The sequence below is a fragment of the Rickettsia tamurae genome (assembly GCF_000751075.1).
Lineage (GTDB): Bacteria > Pseudomonadota > Alphaproteobacteria > Rickettsiales > Rickettsiaceae > Rickettsia > Rickettsia tamurae.
The window spans coordinates 230,134-245,797 of sequence record NZ_CCMG01000008.1 but is presented as its reverse complement, the minus strand read 5'-3'; the positions used below and the strand labels follow the sequence as shown (position 1 = coordinate 245,797).

Below are 15,664 nucleotides of genomic sequence, written 5' to 3'. Positions count from 1 at the left end.
TTATGTTAAAATCTTCAAAAAAAGAAGATTCTAGTAAAAAAAATCAAAATAATAAGTTAATTTTTACTGTACGAAAATTATTCTCTCCGATAAAAAATTTTTTTAGAAAAACAAAAACGCCTGATAATTTTTTTGGTGTCATAAAACGCCTTAAAATTAATAGCCAAAAAATGACTTTAGACGAGCGTAATATTTTAGTTAATTTATTGAAGCTAGAAGATAAAACTATTGAAGATATAATGGTACCGCGTTCCGATATTGCGGCAATAAAATTAACTACGAATCTAGAAGAATTAAGTGAGTCTATTAAGTTAGAAGTCCCACATACACGAACTCTTATATATGACGGTACTTTGGACAATGTAGTAGGGTTCATTCATATCAAGGATTTATTTAAAGCATTGGCTACAAAGCAAAACGGTCGTTTAAAAAAGCTTATACGTAAGCATATAATTGCAGCCCCTTCTATGAAATTATTAGATTTGCTAGCAAAAATGCGTCGTGAGAGAACACATATTGCAATAGTTGTTGATGAGTATGGCGGTACTGACGGTTTAGTTACTATTGAAGATCTTATAGAAGAAATAGTAGGACGAATTGATGACGAGCATGATCAGCAATTAGATAGCGATAATTTCAAGGTTATTAATAACTCAACAATTATTTCAAATGCACGTGTTGAAGTAGAAGTGCTTGAAGAAATAATAGGAGAAAAGCTAAAAAGTGATGATGATGAGTTTGATACGATAGGTGGATTAGTATTGACTAGAGTCGGTAGTGTTCCGGCTATCGGTACTAGAATAGATATTTCAGAAAATATTGAAATTGAAGTTACGGACGCAACTCCTCGTTCTTTAAAACAAGTCAAAATTAGACTAAAAAACGGTTTGAATGGTAAATGAATACGAATTTAGAGTCTGTTTGTCCTCTAAGTTCGTTAAAAATGTTTAGTCTTGATGGAGGTGTATACCATCTCCTACTAATTCAAGTCCTTCTTGGGTATTTGTTTCCATACAATAATTATAACAGGCTTCTCCTACTTTAATTGCAGCCAATGTTCCCATTATGCCGGCAGCACATGCCATAGCAATTTTTAAAGGTGGATCAATTACTACTACATAAATTCCAACAGCACATGCTCCTACTACCGCAAGCTTACCATACCAAGGGTTTGTATCATCACTTCTAAATAAATCGACTATTTTGTTAAGTATAAAAATAAACCTAATTAGTTAATATTAAATTTTAGAAGCATGATATATAACTGAGTATTAACTAATTGTCAATAATAATTACCATGAAACATGGTAAAATATAATTTTATGACATTATTTTCATTTGACTTAGCAGAGAAATTTGAGTTAAATATCGAAGCTCGATACATAAAAAATTATCATTATGAATGAATTACATATTAAACTACAAAATTACAGTAGCACATATCCTGAAGAAATTGTTACAAAAACAAAAATGCTTGAATTTTTAAATGAGTATGAAAACCCTTTTAGCCGAGATTTACAAATAGGACATTTCACAGCTTCGGCTTTTTTACTTAATAATGATAAAACTAAATTTTTATTGATGCACCATAAAAAGCTTGATAAGTGGCTTCAACCAGGCGGTCATTGTGATGGAGATAGTAATATATTAAATGTAGCAGTTAAAGAAGCTATGGAAGAATCTGGAATTAATGAGATCAAAACGATAAATAAGGAGATTTTTGATATAGACACCCATTATATTCCGCAAACTCATAAGGAGCCTGCTCATTATCACTATGATGTACGATTTTTACTAAAAACAGTAAATAATGATAATTTTATAAAAAATAACGAATCGAATGAACTTAAATGGTTTAACTTTTCTGATTATTCAAAATTAGATATTGAGCTAGAATGTTCCGTTACTAGAATGATAGAAAAGTTTATAAAAATTAACCATCCTGCTTGTTAAATATAAATTATTTCCCTATAATGGCGTTTTTTAAATAAAATGTAAATCAAATGCCATTATCTAGAATTTTTTCATTCCGTAGTAAGAACAAGAAAGATAATACTCCAAAAAACCTAGAAATTACGCATCCAAACCCAATTAATGAGAACAGGCATACGAACTCTCTAGCAGGCGAAGTTGTTACTATTAAACTTAAGGATCAGCCTCATAATTTTATAAAGAGTGAAAAAGTTACCCTAACTTCATTTAAACCGCCTTCTTCTCAAAGTAAAGACGAATTTGATCCTATCTTAAAAGATGTTGAAAATATCTTAAAGGATTTTGAGATTTTCTTAGATAATATAGAGACTAAAGCTTTAGGAGAGATTGATTCATAGTAGATCAATAGGTTGATGCTACAATATTCCTAGCTAAAAAGGGCATTGTCCGCGTGGATCAAAAAACGCATTCGGTGTCATCCCGTGGCTTGACCACGGTATCCATAAATACAACTTAAAGCACTAATAAGTTTAGTATTTTAAACTGGATCCCGAGATCAAGTTGCGGGATGACAATAGAAAATCGATCCATCCAACAATGCCTACAGTCGCTCGCAATGACAAGAAAACTGAACTACGTGGGCAATGTCGATATCATTATGCTATTTTTTGATATTCAAAATATATTTTTCTTACTGCATAAATCCACGCTAAGCATACAAAAGTAAATACTACCATTAGAATCGGTGAGATTGAGGTAAAAGTAGCAGTTGGAACTAAAGTAAAAATAATAGATTGCACAAGACCGCTAGAGGATTTGCCGACTTTCGTACTTATCACGTCAACTGCAGCTTTGCCTTTGGTTTTAAGCTCCTCATCAAGAGGGATATATAACATTTCTCTTGAAGTATCCCATATAGAATATTTAGTACCTTTAGCTAAAATATTTTGAATACCGCCGATCGAAACGGCAAGAGCAAGAGGTGACATTAAAATCGCTCTATCAAATAATGATAAAATTTGTTGATCAAATACAATAAGTACAAAGAACAAAATGCCGGTCACCATTATTATAACCGGTGAAATTACTGCAGCAACAAACCAATTATGCATACGCATAACGTTATTACCGATGATGGTCATAACCATTATTGCAACGCCTGTCCAAAGTATATACAGACTGTTAAATTCAGCATAGGTATTTACAGTCGGATATAATTCCTTAATTTTTGCTTTCCATACGGCTTCGACTAAGTTAATAGCAAATCCGAAAGCTGCCGAACAAATTAAAAGTAACCATAAATATTTTGATTTTGCAATATATTTAAAGCTTTTAATCAGTCCCATCCGTTCTGAAGTTGATCTGCCGCTTTTTGCTTTAGCGTAAAATAACGGGTTAGTGAAAACGTTCTTACTAATAAACCTAACTAACAAACAACAAACAATAGCAACAATCGCCGCAATTGTCGTGGATACTTGAACTAAAGTGATTTTACTATCCGAAATACTCATAAACTTTTTAATAATAGTATCTTCCGATGATAGATTCATCATTAAAAAGCCGACTAATATTAAAGAAGAGTTGCCGAATAGCGAAAAGAGAGTATAAAATCTTTTTGCTTCTTCGGTAGTAGTAAGTTCATTAGCAAACTGCCAAAATAATAATACGTAAAAAATATTAGGCCAAAGCTCGGCAAGACTATAATATACTATATAACCCCAATTACCTACTAATGAGATATACCACTTAAAATGAGGATAGCGTTCCATCCAGTCAGCTAGATTATCAGGATGTACATGAAAAATATGAATATTAGGATAGATTACAAAGGCAAATAAAACAAAAAAGCTGATAAAAAATGCACTTAAATAATAAAAGATCTTTTCAAAGGTAAGATGATTAATCATTTTAGCATAAATAATCACGAATAAAGCAGCGGCAGGCGTAACACAATAAACTTTAGCAAAACCTGCTATTTCTGCACTAATCTCGGAGATTAAAATACTATCTTTTAAGATTCGCAAAACATTTTGATTAAATAAAATACAAAACATTAAGGCACTCGTCGGAATAAACTTTCCGAGTTCGTAATTATGCACAGGCCAAAATGCCGCTCTGAATTTGTTTTTAAAAGATCGTGATGAGGTACTTAGCATTATAAATCCCTAAGGACAAAAAAAAAACTTAAGCACTTCAAGATTTTATGAAAAGATATTTCCCCTAAAACTTTAGAGCCTATATACTGTTATTACATTCTGAAGGTACTGAACTTATACAATATATTTAGCCTTTTGTCAAGAATTACTAATATAAGATTAGATACTCTCAATGCTAGATAGTAATAAACTACAGGAATATTTTGACCTTTATAATAATTATACAAAGACACATAATTTAGGTAATAAATATTTAAAATCCGGTAAAATAGTAATGCAAACAGAGCATTATAGGGTGTTGTATTACTCGGCGTTATCCCGTGGCTTGTCCACGGGATGACACGCATATTTTCCTAATCATCCCTTCTATCTTCAACTCACCGGAAATATTTTTTTTAGCTCGTGACAAAAGTTTTATTGAAAATTTGAGAAGTTACGGTGAAGTTTATTTAATAGATTGGCTAGAGATTGAGGAACCTAAATATTTACTAGACGACTATGTATATAAAATAATCGAAGTAATAGATAGTTTGAAAATTAAAGACATTAATTTAATAGGTCATTGTATCGGCGGTAACCTTGCGATAGCTACAAACGTACTTATGCCTAAATTTATAAAAACTCTAACTTTACTTACCTGCCCGTGGGATTTTTCTCATTTTTTCTATATAAGAATGTTGCATCGATATTTAAAACTAGATAGTGGCATAGAAAATTTACCGATAATTCCTAAAATTCATATTTAAATTCTCTATAACTTTCGATAAGGAGCAAGAATAAGAATTGGCTTATGTCAGGGAATAATATATATAAAGGTGTTTATAATCAAATCATACAAAATATATTAGATGAAAATATGTTTATAAATCTTAAATGGAAAATCGATAATTTTATTATTGATCCGAGTTTAATTCATTGTCCTGTATATATAGTAGCAGCAGAAGATGATCAAATAGTACCTAAATCTTCCATTTTACCTTTGCAAAAATTATTAAAAAACTCTAAGCTTATAAATGTAACAGGCGGACATATTAGTTATTTGATAAATGATAAGCTAGATAAATTATTTAAGGAGTATACATTATGACAAAACCGGTTTATATAACTTATGCGAAAAGGACTGCTTTCGGCTCGTTTATGGGTAGCCTTAGTACAACAGCTGCACTTATGCTTGCTGCTCATTTAATAAAGGATATACTGCAAAACAGCAAAATCGATCCAGCTTTAGTAGGTGAGGTAATCCTTGGACAGGTAATAACAGGCGGTAGCGGACAGAATCCGGCAAGGCAAACTCTGATTCATGCGGGAATACCGAAAGAAGTGCCGGGCTATACGATTAATAAAGTATGCGGCTCAGGTCTTAAAAGCGTAGCACTTGCATCAAATTCAATTATGACTGGTGATAATGAAATAGTTATAGCAGGTGGGCAGGAGAATATGTCGCTCGGTATGCACGGTAGCTATATCAGAGCAGGAGCTAAATTCGGCGATATTAAAATGGTTGATCTAATGCAGTATGACGGATTAACCGATGTATTTTCAGGAGTATTTATGGGTATTACTGCCGAAAATATCTCGAAACAGTTTAATATTAGCAGACAAGAGCAGGACGAGTTTGCCTTAAGCTCTCACAAGAAAGCGGCTAAAGCACAGCTAGCAGGAGTTTTTAAAGATGAAATCTTACCTATCGAAGTAACGATTAAAAAAACTACTAGTTTGTTTGATCATGATGAAACAGTAAGACCTGATACCAGCCTTGAAATTCTGAGTAAATTACGTCCTGCTTTTGATAAAAACGGTGTAGTTACGGCGGGTAATGCTTCCTCTATTAATGACGGTGCGGCATGTCTTATGGTAGTTTCCGAAGAAGCTTTGAAAAAGCATAATTTAACGCCGCTAGCTCGTATTGTTTCTTATGCTTCAGCCGGTGTTGACCCAAGCATTATGGGTACTGCCCCTGTTCCTGCATCCAAAAAAGCTTTAAGTAAAGCAGGTTGGAGCGTTAATGATTTGGAAGTTATCGAGGTTAATGAGGCGTTTGCTGCCCAAAGTATTTATGTAAACCGTGAAATGAAATGGGATATGGATAAGGTTAATGTTAACGGCGGAGCAATAGCAATCGGTCATCCGATCGGGGCAAGCGGTGGGCGTGTACTTATTACTTTAATACACAGCTTACGAAGAGCTAAAGCTAAAAAAGGCTTAGTTACTTTATGTATCGGTGGCGGTATGGGTATGGCTATGTGTGTTGAAGCGGTTTAAATGTGCATTTGATTATATAGGCATTAATTGCTTTATTTGCTAAAGAAGAAGGTTGTATTTATCTGAATTAACTACAGTTCATTGTAATATATATCTGATCTAATATCTCTACAACCTAATAATGCATCATTACAATATGTTATTGTATTTATAAACTCATGAAAGGTAGAAAAATTAGAGAATGCCTCCGGTTCATAACTCTCCCAATAATTTTCTGCTTCTTCTATATTATTACAAACACGCTTTAGTTTTTGACCAAAATATTTAGGAATATTCCCTAAATTTTTTGCCCAACTCCATACCATAAAATAGTTAGGATTAGAATCAGTAGGATCTATAAGAGAAGTTAGTTTAAAATGTTTCAATAAATTAGAAAAGTTATTTATGAGTTTGTGAGACGCTAACGCTTCATCTGGTACGTAATTCTCATCATCAAATTTATGAAATATTTTTAATCTTTTTAGGCATATAGGTATCTCTTTTGCAAGTTCCATATAACGAGAAGATGGAAATTGTGTATTATAAAAGATAAAAGTTTGATTGCTTTTAAGCCATTCCTGGTCATCATTTATTATTTGTGCATCTTCAAATTGGATATGCATCATTCCCATCAATTAAACAAGACAATATATAACTTAAGGTAGCTAGTTGCATGCTTGGTGACCAGTTTATAGGATTCCAAGAAGACCAAATGCTAGACACTATATATTTAATAATTTCCTTGTTGTTTTGCATTTATTATATCCTATTTTTTGGGTTAAGGAAATATATTAAATGAATTTATAAAAAGTACTAAAATTTTATTAAAAATCATTAATAATTTGGCGATAATTGTGTTAATTATACACATCTTTATATGCTATAAATAGTAACATTAAAAAGTTATTTACTTCTACTAGTTTCATACTTAGGATATTTCTATTTTAAGTGTAAACTTCTTTTTATGTACAATCAATCTGATGAACAAATCAAATCTATTTTAGATGTATGGAAGATTATTGAACTTTCTACTCCTCCTAAAAATGAAACTTTAAATAGTTACTTTGCTTATGCACAAAAAAATGCTACTCAGCAAAGAGAGTTTTATAAAGAAATTAATAAAAAAGAATCTCTTTTTCTGCTACAAGATGCACCTTTTGAAAAATTTAATAAAGAAAAATTAAAAGCAGAATTACCGGATTATGATATATGTGTTCATTGGCATCTATACCTTAGTTATTTAAATTAGACTGAAGCTGAAATTGCTATTGAAGAAAAAATCAATGAATTATTTAGTGTAAAACCTAAAATTTTGTATAGCTCTAAGAATCGCAAAAACCCTGTATTAACTCCGGTCGTTGCACTAACGCTTGATGAAGATATGAATCTTATAGATAATTCAATGGTTATATCTACCGGTGCTTATGTTCTCGGTAAAGTTGTACGAGAAGGATTTTCAGAAGATGATTTTAAAGATTTGATTGAGTTTGAAGATAATAGTGCTGCATTAATAGTAAATGCATTAAAAGATTCTTTTGATAAAACCGGTCAACAAAAGAAATTTAATTTAGAAAGAGTTAATTATATTGCTAATTTTATAATTAGTGAATTAAAGATCGATTGGAAATTTTTACTCAGTAATCCTGAAATATGCGTTAGAAAAATAACTTATAGAAAACTTAGGAAAAATGAAAAAACTAAAAATGCTTATACTAATCAAACAGTAACAGATAATAATTTAAAAGAGGATACTAAAAAGGAATTGGATTGGGCACCTGCGCCGGCTTTAGAAATGTTTAATAGTTTTTTTCTAAAAACTCTTGATTTAGTACGCAATAATATTGATAAATTTACTGCAAATTCTCCAATTACTAAATATCTTGGAGCTGATGATAAACCTGATATAAAAGATGTTTTGAGTGAGTCGTTATTATTGAAAGAGTTACTTGAACCTTCTAAAATGTAGTTTGCTAGATGGCCTTCATCACCAAAAAATTGCTTAGCTGCTTTACAAACTGCTGCTATTAATACAATACTACAAAAAATAGAAAATACAGAGCATATTTTTGCAGTTAACGGCCCACCCGGAACCGGTAAAACTACTTTACTATTTGACATAATAGCAAATATTTATGTCAAAAGAGCATTAAACCTTGCTAAATTAAAAACTCCCGATGAAGGATCTAGTGACGATCAACATTGCTTTAAAGTTTCAGGATTTGAATATAAAATAAAAGCTCTTGTCCCTTCTCTTCAAAATCATGAGATTGTTATAGCTTCTTCTAACAATAATGCAGTTGAAAACATTTCCAAAGAGTTACCTCTTTATGCAAAGATAGATAAAATTTATCATGAAGAGTTAAAATTTTTTGATTGGTTAGTAAACGATACGGATAGAAATACAAACTGGGGAATATTTACGGCAGTACTTGGAAGAAGTGCTAATCATCAAAGTTTTATGGAAAAATTTTGGAAACCTGAATTTCCTAAAGAACAGGAAGGCTACAAATGTAAAACAATGTTTCAATATTTAAATTTACTAAAAGGTAAATCTGAAGCTCATAGCTTAAAGTATTTAATGCCTAAATATTGTAACTCATATATAGATACTAAAGAAGAATGGCAAAAAGAATGTTTATATTTTAATGAATTATATCAAGATGTCTTAAACGTTAACGATACAATAGAAAAAGTTATTACTCTTAATAAACAAAAAAGTGATTTATTAAAAGATTATCCAAATAAAGATTTGTTAGCTATTTTAGATGAATATGTAGAAGAAATAAAAAATTTAGAATCAACATTAAAATATATTGATTCTAAAATCCAAGAATTTGATTACGAAATTGGTTCATTATCATTAGGGTTTTTAGAACAAAGAGATATAATAGTTTTATTCAAGATAACTTACGTTTAATTCGGTTAAAAAATGAACAATTAGAGTTAAAAGAAAAAAACAAAAGCGATATTAAAAAGCTTCAAGATAAGATAAATCCAAGCAATTAAAGCTCGATATAGAAAAGCTTACAAAAATAGAAGAATCCTTATTTGTTAGTATGGAGTTTTTAACCTCCAAAAATTTTGCCGTTACAATCTTTAACGATAATGATTTTGAGCAAAATTATTCTACCGATTATGACGCATTTCATAAAATTACACCTTATTTTAATCAAGAAGTAGAAAAATTACGGTCAAAATTATTTATTCAAGCAACTAAACTACACGAAATATTTATAAATGCTAATGCTCGTAATTTTTGGGATAGTTTAAGTTTATTTTCTGAAATAATGAATGGAAAATTTAGTAACATAGAACCGGGTATGTGGAAAGCCGTGTGGCAAAACTTTTTTATGATTGTACCGGTTGTCTCAACAACTTTTCATTCATTTGATAATATGTTTAAACATTTTAGCCATAATGACCGGCTTATTATTGATGAAGCAGGACAAACTCCGCCGCAATATGCGGCAAGTGCTATTTATAAATCAAAAAATGTTATAGTAGTCAGTGACCCAATGCAAACGGCTCCTATATCAATTTTAGGTCAAGCATTAATAGATAAGCTTTGTCAAAAACTTAAAGTAGATTACTCAACATGGTCACCTTCCGAAGTCCCGGTACAACACCTAGCGGATCGTAATTCTTTATATCAAACAAGATACGGTATTTCCGTGGGTTTTCCTTTATTGGTGCATAGAAGATGTCAAAGCCCAATGTTTGATATATGTAATAAGATTGCTTATGACAATAAAATGATTTTTGCTGCTCCTAAATCTGATTCTTATCTTAGAACAATTCTAAAAAAATCAAGATGGATTGATATTCAAGATGATCATACTAAAAAATCTCAATATGAATCAGAAGCCGAATTTAAAGAATTGTTTAAACTATTAAAATCAATTTTTGAACAAGATAATTGTATTCAATTATTAAATCAAATCTATATAATAACTATGTATAAAAATTATAGCTCTTATATAAAATTTAGGTTAGAACAAGAAGCCCGTAAACTTAAAATAGAAAATAAAGTTAGTAATTTTTGTAGTAGTAATATTGGTACTATTCACGCTTTTCAGGGGAAAGAAGCAGATACGGTTATTATGGTACTAGGGGCTCAACATCCTGAAGATTGGGGAGCAAGAAATGTTATGACCGATAAACCGAATGTGCTAAACGTCGGTATTAGCAGAGCTAAAAATAACCTTTATATTATCGGTAATCTTGAGATTTGGCTGAAACATAAATATATGCCGGAAATCTATAATATGCTTGGTGATAAAGATTATACTTAGATAGCACTACAAGAATTGGCTAACTGTCTAGACTGGCGGGGTACGTTATGCGAACCCTTAACCAGTTTAGATTAGCCTTGATTCAGGCTTTCATTAAACCTTTTTATGCATTAGTACCAGTTCCAAATATTTAGTTTAAATACATTTTGTTATATCATATCCTACACTTATTAATCCGGCTAAAATAAGCTCCTCATCATTATTATTAATTGCTTCTTGGATTAAATCAGAGCTTAGTTTATTAGCGACGGCAGCTTGTAGCAATTTTGGATGATTCAAAAGAGGTTTGTCGTAAATTATTTCCTTTGTTATAAATGTAATTACACTAGTGGATTCGTTTATTTCTTGAAGTATTATAGTATCAATTTTCTTTCTTAAATCTATAACTGTTCCTTTAGTAATTTTGCCATCTATAAGTTTTCCCATCCAGTTTGTTATTTGTTCTATACTAACATTGTTTTCTAAAGTTTGTACTTTACTTGATATTTCGTTTATTTGTGTTTGTATCACTGCACTATCTTTAATGTTAGCAGTTTCTAATTTCGTAATTATTTTTTTACTGTTTCGTTGAATATATTTAACTTTTTTTTGAGTTTGTTTTTCTGCCATTTCATTAACTTCATCTTCTAAATCTACAACTGTCCCCTCGGTAATTTCGTTTCCTATAAGCTCTTTTATACTTTGAGTTATATCTATTATGTCGTTTTTATCTGTTAGCTTCTGAACCTTATTAAGTATTCTATAAAGCTATTCTCTATTATGGGCTTGTCTGCTTCATCAATATTAGTACTATTTTGTAAGTTAAAAATTATCTTGCCTATTATTTGGTAAATATCTTCTTCCTCTTCAATAATAAGTTTTTCTTCCTCATTCTTATATATATTTGTTTTATTGAATTGATTATTTAGTTCATTTACTCTTAAAGTTAATAAGTTATATATATTTTTAAAATTATTTTTTATAACTAAACTTAATACTGTTTCACCTTTATTATTAACATGATGAATAGCTTGAATAGTCATTCTAGGTATTAATAACTCACTTACCTTTTCTAAGCCGTTCCATACAGCTAAGGTTAATGCTGTATCGCCGCCATTGGTTATATGATTAATAGCTTGATCCGGCATTCTTGAAATTAGTTGTATGCATACCTCGCCTAAGCCTTTCCATGCAGCACAAGTTAAGGCTGTAGTTCCATAAGTTCTGGTAATAGTATTAATAGTCGGATCGCTCATTTGAGGGATTAGTTGCATGCATACTTTACTTAAGCCTTTACTAGCAGCATAAGTTAAAGCCGTTTCGCCGTTATCGTCTATCTTATTAAGCGTAGTCGCATTTAAATTTTGGACTAAACTCGTTGCTTCTTCTTCCTTACTTTCTTTTATTGCTAAAATTAGTTGATTATATTTTAGCTCTTCAAGCTTTAGGCTCTGCTGCTGTTCTTCTTGTTGCTTTTTTTCTTGTTCTTCTTCTGCTCGTCGTTTTTCTAGTTCTCGTTGTTGCTGTTCTTCATATTTCTTTTCTGCATTTATTTTATTTTCTTCAAATAATTTGTTTTCTGTACGTAAAGATTCTTTTGTAATTTTTATTGCTGCTTTATATTTTTCTACAGCTTCATTATACTTTTCTTGACTGCATAAATTATTACCCTCTGCATTTAAGCTTTCTGCTTTTTTCTCGGCTATAGTTTTATTTCTTTGCAGATATCCGTTAATCGTGTCCAACGTTGCCTTATCTATGTTGTTGTTATCAAGATTAAGCCATATTAAAGAGTTATTAGCTTTAAGTGCTTCAGCGATTTCCCTTGCTCCAGCATCGCCTATGTTGTTAGCAGAAAGATCAAGAGTTGTGCCACCCTTTCTTAAATTATCGGCTTCCTCCTTTAATCCACTTCTTTCTAGAAATTCTATTAATTCTTTCATATCCTTATTAAATTCTATAAATCTTAATATTTTGTTAAAAATGAGCTTATAGACAGAATCATAATAAGGAGTTTTAAGAATGTAATAGAAATTTAATTAAAAGTATGAATAAATGAGTTGGGGTTGATTTAGGGAATTTATGAATATATTAAGGATTAAAGAAAATAATAGAGAGCTTTAATAAATAGAATTTAACTATTGTAAGAGGTAAAAAATGAAAGAACAAAAATTATTTATAAATGATATGAATTATATAAATCAACACTATACAATAAAAATTTTTGGTTTTATTCCTAACAGTAGTTTTCAAAAGAAAACAGAGCCATTTGTATATTTAATAATGAATCTTTTGGATTATCATACGTACCTATCACCGAAACTCCACAATTCCGATTAACAAGAAATTTCTTCGTAAAACTAGATTTAGAACCCATAAATGTTAATATATTAAATGCCCTTTCTTTCATGCGATGCTCAAAATCAATGGTATGCAGCAAAAGATGGTGAAAATGTTAGTATTCATTATGCTACCTTACAAGAAATAAAAGGATTAAGAGATTTAGTAGAAAGTGATAAAGTTAAATTATCATCTTATGATAAAACAGAAACACTTGAGCTTATAGCTCAATATGAGCAAACCTATCCAGACTTAATTAAATTAATGGGCGACGAAGATGATATTATCTAATCTTAAATAGTTAAAGTTTTTAATAAAATTTAAAAAGGTAAGGTATGAAAAGACATTTTACATGTAAATCTAATTGGACTGGAGTAATTATAGCTTATACTCTCAGGTAGTATGGTCTTAATAAGGAGGATATAGATGCATATAACATATTTAATAATGGAGTAGCTTTTGCAAATGCAAGCTATATTACAACTCCTGGAAATACAGAAGGGGTACAAGGTTGGTGTTGGTGTCACAAATATGATAGTAGTTTACCTTATGTTTCTTGGCGTACTAATGAAGATATAAATGATATAAGAAGGACAGTTTCGCAAGGAGTAAATAATATATTTAGTAATAGATGGTTTTCGCAACATAAGTGATATAAAATTTGCTACCTTAGAAGAAGTAACAAAATTAAAAGATTTAGTAGCAAATGATAAAGTAAAATTAGGATGTACCATGTGTAATAATGGCAGCACAGACTGTAGTAATAAAGAAAAAACGTTAGAATTTTTAAACCTTTATATTTCCGACCCAATCCTTGAGCTTTATTTAAATCCTCACTCAATTCCGGTAATAGGTAAAATTTTTATACACAAAAACTGAAAAATTTTGGTATAAACAATTAATTCTCTTAAAAAAAATTTTTGCAAAAAGTCTCCCAAATTCCTTATTTTACGAGGAATAGCCCCTCGTTTGTGTAGTGTACATATTTTTAGAAAAAAATGGCTAAAATTGGTGAAATTTGCAGAAAATAACGTATAAGTAACAGAAAATATTAGAGAAAAGTCTAGCGTAAACTAACATATGAATAGCATAGAACATAATTAGTAGGTTTGTATTAATAGCTAAAATCCTTGTTAAATAAAGGAAATAAGGCGATAATTTGTATTTGCGAACCTAAATTTGAAAGGCGGAAACCTTGATTACTCCTTGGCTTTCCCGTTCAATAAACTACAAGAATTGGCTCACTGTCCAGATTGGCGGAGAGAGAGGGATTCGAACCCTCGATACGGTATGACCCGTATAACGGTTTAGCAAACCGCCGCCTTCGGCCACTCGGCCATCTCTCCGGTTATGGCTTAACTTTATATCATCTAAATTATAAAACTTCTAGAATTATTTTAGAATTTTTATTATTGATTTAAATATTATTCATAATCATGGCTAGGTAGTTTTGAAGAAACTTCACCTATAGGAAGCATATCATTATAACACCAAAAAATAGGTAATCCTTTCCAAGGTTCTAAATAATCAATAAAATATTTATAACTTCAGGCTTTGTCGTATTTTTACAAATATTAAAAAGTTGGGTGGTTATATGACAAATAGAATCCGTGTTATCTTCAAATTTATCTGTCACATATTTTAAAATTTCAATTCGTTTTTCTAAATCGAGAGAGATAGAATTTAAGATTAATAATTTTACTATTTTAAGCTTTGTTGCATTATTGCAAATATTAAAAAGCCGAGTTATATGACAAGAATCAGTATCGCCTTTATATTTATCCATCACATAGGTTATGGTTTTAGTTTGCTTTTCTAAATCAAGAGAGATGGAGTCTGAAAGCAATGATTTTACAAAATCCTCATTATCGCTACAAATGCTAAATAGTATTTCTGAATGTTCTTCGCTAAGATTATCAAATAATTTCTGATATTTAACTAAAAATCTATTCCAAGTTATTGCTTCAATATTGACAAAACTCTTATAGTCTTTTGGTTGGCATTTTGGATTATATTTTTGTAATAGTACTATAAAGTTGATTTTATCTAAATTCTGATGAAAATTTTGTAGATCTTCAAAGTGTGTAGCCATAAAAATAATTGTACACTGAGTAATAAAAGAATCTATAAAATAAAATTGATGAATAAATTTGATAATCTTTGATAGTTCTGCTACTAGCTCACTATCTAGTTTTCTAATATCATTTACTATATCACCGATATATTTTAACTCTTCATTCGTGTGTTCTTCATATTTAATATTTAAATCCTTAAATGTAATAATTTTACCTTTAGCTATTTTATCTGTTATTGTATAGTTTTTAATTATAGGTTCTTCATAATTAGCAATAATATAAATTTCCGGATTATATATATCTTTGAAGTTATTTTGCAGCATATTTTTTACTGCTTTTACCGTATTTTGATTTAGATAATCAAGTTCTAATATATGAATTTGGTAAGTAGTAAACTTGTATGATCTATTTTATTAAAAGGAGCAACATACCATGGATATTCACCTCCTTTAATGCATCTTTCAATAAGAGCAATTTTTCTATAACATTCTTCTCTTAAAAATGTATTATTACCGTCTAATAAAGCTAAATTTTTCAGCTCTGTTATTCTGTCATTTAAATAGCTTCGCCAATCACTAGTTAATAATTTTAGCAATTGCTTAAAAAAAACTAAAACTAATTTTCATATAATAATATTAAGTTAATTTAA

The 15,664-nt window shown here is 30.2% G+C and carries 15 protein-coding genes, 1 tRNA gene and 2 pseudogenes; 11 read left to right on the top strand and 7 right to left on the bottom strand.

Going from position 1 to position 15,664, the window contains the following annotated elements:
- Positions 1 to 2 precede the first annotated feature (2 nt).
- The 3 genes from tlyC (at position 3) to MB29_RS03180 (ending at position 2,330) form a co-directional block, all read left to right on the top strand.
- Positions 3 to 902 (top strand): hemolysin C, encoded by a 900-nt coding sequence (gene tlyC, locus MB29_RS03190; protein ID WP_032138984.1) that lies wholly within the window; start codon positions 3 to 5, stop codon positions 900 to 902.
- A gap of 619 nt (positions 903 to 1,521) precedes the next feature.
- The gene (locus MB29_RS03185; RefSeq protein ID WP_267881730.1) at positions 1,522 to 1,953 is read left to right on the top strand and encodes an NUDIX hydrolase; all 432 of its coding nucleotides are present in this window, start codon (positions 1,522 to 1,524) and stop codon (positions 1,951 to 1,953) included.
- A 50-nt stretch (positions 1,954 to 2,003) separates the two neighbouring features.
- A complete protein-coding gene (locus tag MB29_RS03180; RefSeq protein WP_032138982.1) occupies positions 2,004 to 2,330 on the top strand; it encodes a hypothetical protein in 327 nt (108 codons plus the stop codon).
- A 258-nt stretch (positions 2,331 to 2,588) separates the two neighbouring features.
- Here the strand turns inward: MB29_RS03180 and tlc5 are convergent, their stop codons facing one another.
- Positions 2,589 to 4,088, bottom strand: coding sequence for a GTP/GDP exchange transporter Tlc5 (gene tlc5, locus MB29_RS03175; protein WP_032138981.1), 1,500 nt, complete (start codon positions 4,086 to 4,088; stop codon positions 2,589 to 2,591).
- Between the two features lie 172 nt (positions 4,089 to 4,260).
- Between tlc5 and MB29_RS13710 the strand changes: the two are divergent.
- Together MB29_RS13710 and MB29_RS03165 are read left to right on the top strand one after the other, a co-directional pair.
- Positions 4,261 to 5,175 (top strand): annotated as a pseudogene (locus MB29_RS13710) (alpha/beta fold hydrolase).
- The gene (locus tag MB29_RS03165) at positions 5,172 to 6,350 is read left to right on the top strand and encodes an acetyl-CoA C-acetyltransferase (RefSeq protein WP_032138980.1); all 1,179 of its coding nucleotides are present in this window, start codon (positions 5,172 to 5,174) and stop codon (positions 6,348 to 6,350) included. Before MB29_RS13710 ends, MB29_RS03165 begins: the two are co-directional and overlap by 4 nt.
- 71 nt (positions 6,351 to 6,421) lie before the next feature.
- Here the strand turns inward: MB29_RS03165 and MB29_RS03160 are convergent, their stop codons facing one another.
- Positions 6,422 to 6,955 carry a hypothetical protein gene (locus MB29_RS03160; protein WP_233418900.1) on the bottom strand — a complete coding sequence of 178 codons (534 nt, stop codon included), beginning with the start codon at positions 6,953 to 6,955 and terminating at the stop codon, positions 6,422 to 6,424.
- 338 nt (positions 6,956 to 7,293) lie between these two features.
- Between MB29_RS03160 and MB29_RS08350 the strand changes: the two genes are divergently transcribed.
- The 5 genes and pseudogenes from MB29_RS08350 to MB29_RS08340 all read left to right on the top strand — a co-directional run bounded on the left by MB29_RS08350 (position 7,294) and on the right by MB29_RS08340 (position 10,621).
- Positions 7,294 to 7,578 carry a hypothetical protein gene (locus MB29_RS08350; RefSeq protein WP_084686796.1) on the top strand — a complete coding sequence of 95 codons (285 nt, stop codon included), beginning with the start codon at positions 7,294 to 7,296 and terminating at the stop codon, positions 7,576 to 7,578.
- 63 nt (positions 7,579 to 7,641) lie between these two features.
- Positions 7,642 to 8,295 (top strand): hypothetical protein, encoded by a 654-nt coding sequence (locus MB29_RS09080; protein WP_051965297.1) that lies wholly within the window; start codon positions 7,642 to 7,644, stop codon positions 8,293 to 8,295.
- Positions 8,296 to 8,346: 51 nt separating this feature from the next.
- Positions 8,347 to 8,637: pseudogene (locus MB29_RS14095) on the top strand (AAA domain-containing protein); the annotation flags it as partial.
- Positions 8,638 to 8,787: 150 nt separating this feature from the next.
- Complete coding sequence (locus MB29_RS13705) at positions 8,788 to 9,246, top strand: hypothetical protein (protein ID WP_051965296.1); 459 nt, start codon at positions 8,788 to 8,790, stop codon at positions 9,244 to 9,246.
- Between the two features lie 139 nt (positions 9,247 to 9,385).
- Positions 9,386 to 10,621 carry a DEAD/DEAH box helicase gene (locus tag MB29_RS08340; protein ID WP_051965295.1) on the top strand — a complete coding sequence of 412 codons (1,236 nt, stop codon included), beginning with the start codon at positions 9,386 to 9,388 and terminating at the stop codon, positions 10,619 to 10,621.
- Between the two features lie 135 nt (positions 10,622 to 10,756).
- Here the strand turns inward: MB29_RS08340 and MB29_RS03130 are convergent, their stop codons facing one another.
- Both MB29_RS03130 and MB29_RS12615 read right to left on the bottom strand, forming a co-directional pair.
- The gene (locus MB29_RS03130) at positions 10,757 to 11,230 is read right to left on the bottom strand and encodes a hypothetical protein (protein ID WP_233418899.1); all 474 of its coding nucleotides are present in this window, start codon (positions 11,228 to 11,230) and stop codon (positions 10,757 to 10,759) included.
- A 104-nt stretch (positions 11,231 to 11,334) separates the two neighbouring features.
- Positions 11,335 to 12,543: an ankyrin repeat domain-containing protein gene (locus MB29_RS12615; RefSeq protein WP_233418898.1), complete on the bottom strand. Its 1,209-nt coding sequence runs from the start codon at positions 12,541 to 12,543 to the stop codon at positions 11,335 to 11,337.
- Positions 12,544 to 12,994: 451 nt separating this feature from the next.
- On the opposite strand from MB29_RS12615, the gene MB29_RS12610 reads away from it, so the two are divergent.
- The gene (locus tag MB29_RS12610; RefSeq protein ID WP_032138979.1) at positions 12,995 to 13,231 is read left to right on the top strand and encodes a hypothetical protein; all 237 of its coding nucleotides are present in this window, start codon (positions 12,995 to 12,997) and stop codon (positions 13,229 to 13,231) included.
- Between the two features lie 963 nt (positions 13,232 to 14,194).
- On the opposite strand, the gene MB29_RS03105 is transcribed toward MB29_RS12610, so the two are convergent.
- From MB29_RS03105 to MB29_RS03090, 3 genes are all read right to left on the bottom strand, one after another.
- Positions 14,195 to 14,286: transfer RNA gene (locus MB29_RS03105), tRNA-Ser, on the bottom strand.
- A gap of 173 nt (positions 14,287 to 14,459) precedes the next feature.
- Entirely contained in the window at positions 14,460 to 15,338 is an 879-nt protein-coding gene (locus MB29_RS12605; RefSeq protein WP_233418897.1) for a hypothetical protein, read from the bottom strand.
- A 44-nt stretch (positions 15,339 to 15,382) separates the two neighbouring features.
- On the bottom strand, positions 15,383 to 15,610 hold the full coding sequence (locus MB29_RS03090) for a hypothetical protein (RefSeq protein ID WP_233418896.1): 228 nt from the start codon (positions 15,608 to 15,610) through the stop codon (positions 15,383 to 15,385).
- Positions 15,611 to 15,664 lie beyond the last annotated feature (54 nt).

Bases quoted from the DNA above. Each gene is read 5' to 3' on its own strand.
- tlyC (WP_032138984.1), top strand. From the start codon at position 3: ATGTTAAAATCTTCAAAAAAAGAAGATTCTAGTAAAAAAAATCAAAAT.
- MB29_RS03180 (WP_032138982.1), top strand. From the start codon at position 2,004: ATGCCATTATCTAGAATTTTTTCATTCCGTAGTAAGAACAAGAAAGAT.
- tlc5 (WP_032138981.1), bottom strand. From the start codon at position 4,088: ATGCTAAGTACCTCATCACGATCTTTTAAAAACAAATTCAGAGCGGCA.
- MB29_RS03165 (WP_032138980.1), top strand. From the start codon at position 5,172: ATGACAAAACCGGTTTATATAACTTATGCGAAAAGGACTGCTTTCGGC.
- MB29_RS03160 (WP_233418900.1), bottom strand. From the start codon at position 6,955: ATGATGCATATCCAATTTGAAGATGCACAAATAATAAATGATGACCAG.
- MB29_RS08350 (WP_084686796.1), top strand. From the start codon at position 7,294: ATGTACAATCAATCTGATGAACAAATCAAATCTATTTTAGATGTATGG.
- MB29_RS13705 (WP_051965296.1), top strand. From the start codon at position 8,788: ATGGAAAAATTTTGGAAACCTGAATTTCCTAAAGAACAGGAAGGCTAC.
- MB29_RS08340 (WP_051965295.1), top strand. From the start codon at position 9,386: ATGGAGTTTTTAACCTCCAAAAATTTTGCCGTTACAATCTTTAACGAT.
- MB29_RS03130 (WP_233418899.1), bottom strand. From the start codon at position 11,230: ATGGCAGAAAAACAAACTCAAAAAAAAGTTAAATATATTCAACGAAAC.
- MB29_RS12615 (WP_233418898.1), bottom strand. From the start codon at position 12,543: ATGAAAGAATTAATAGAATTTCTAGAAAGAAGTGGATTAAAGGAGGAA.
- MB29_RS12610 (WP_032138979.1), top strand. From the start codon at position 12,995: ATGCCCTTTCTTTCATGCGATGCTCAAAATCAATGGTATGCAGCAAAA.
- MB29_RS12605 (WP_233418897.1), bottom strand. From the start codon at position 15,338: ATGCTGCAAAATAACTTCAAAGATATATATAATCCGGAAATTTATATT.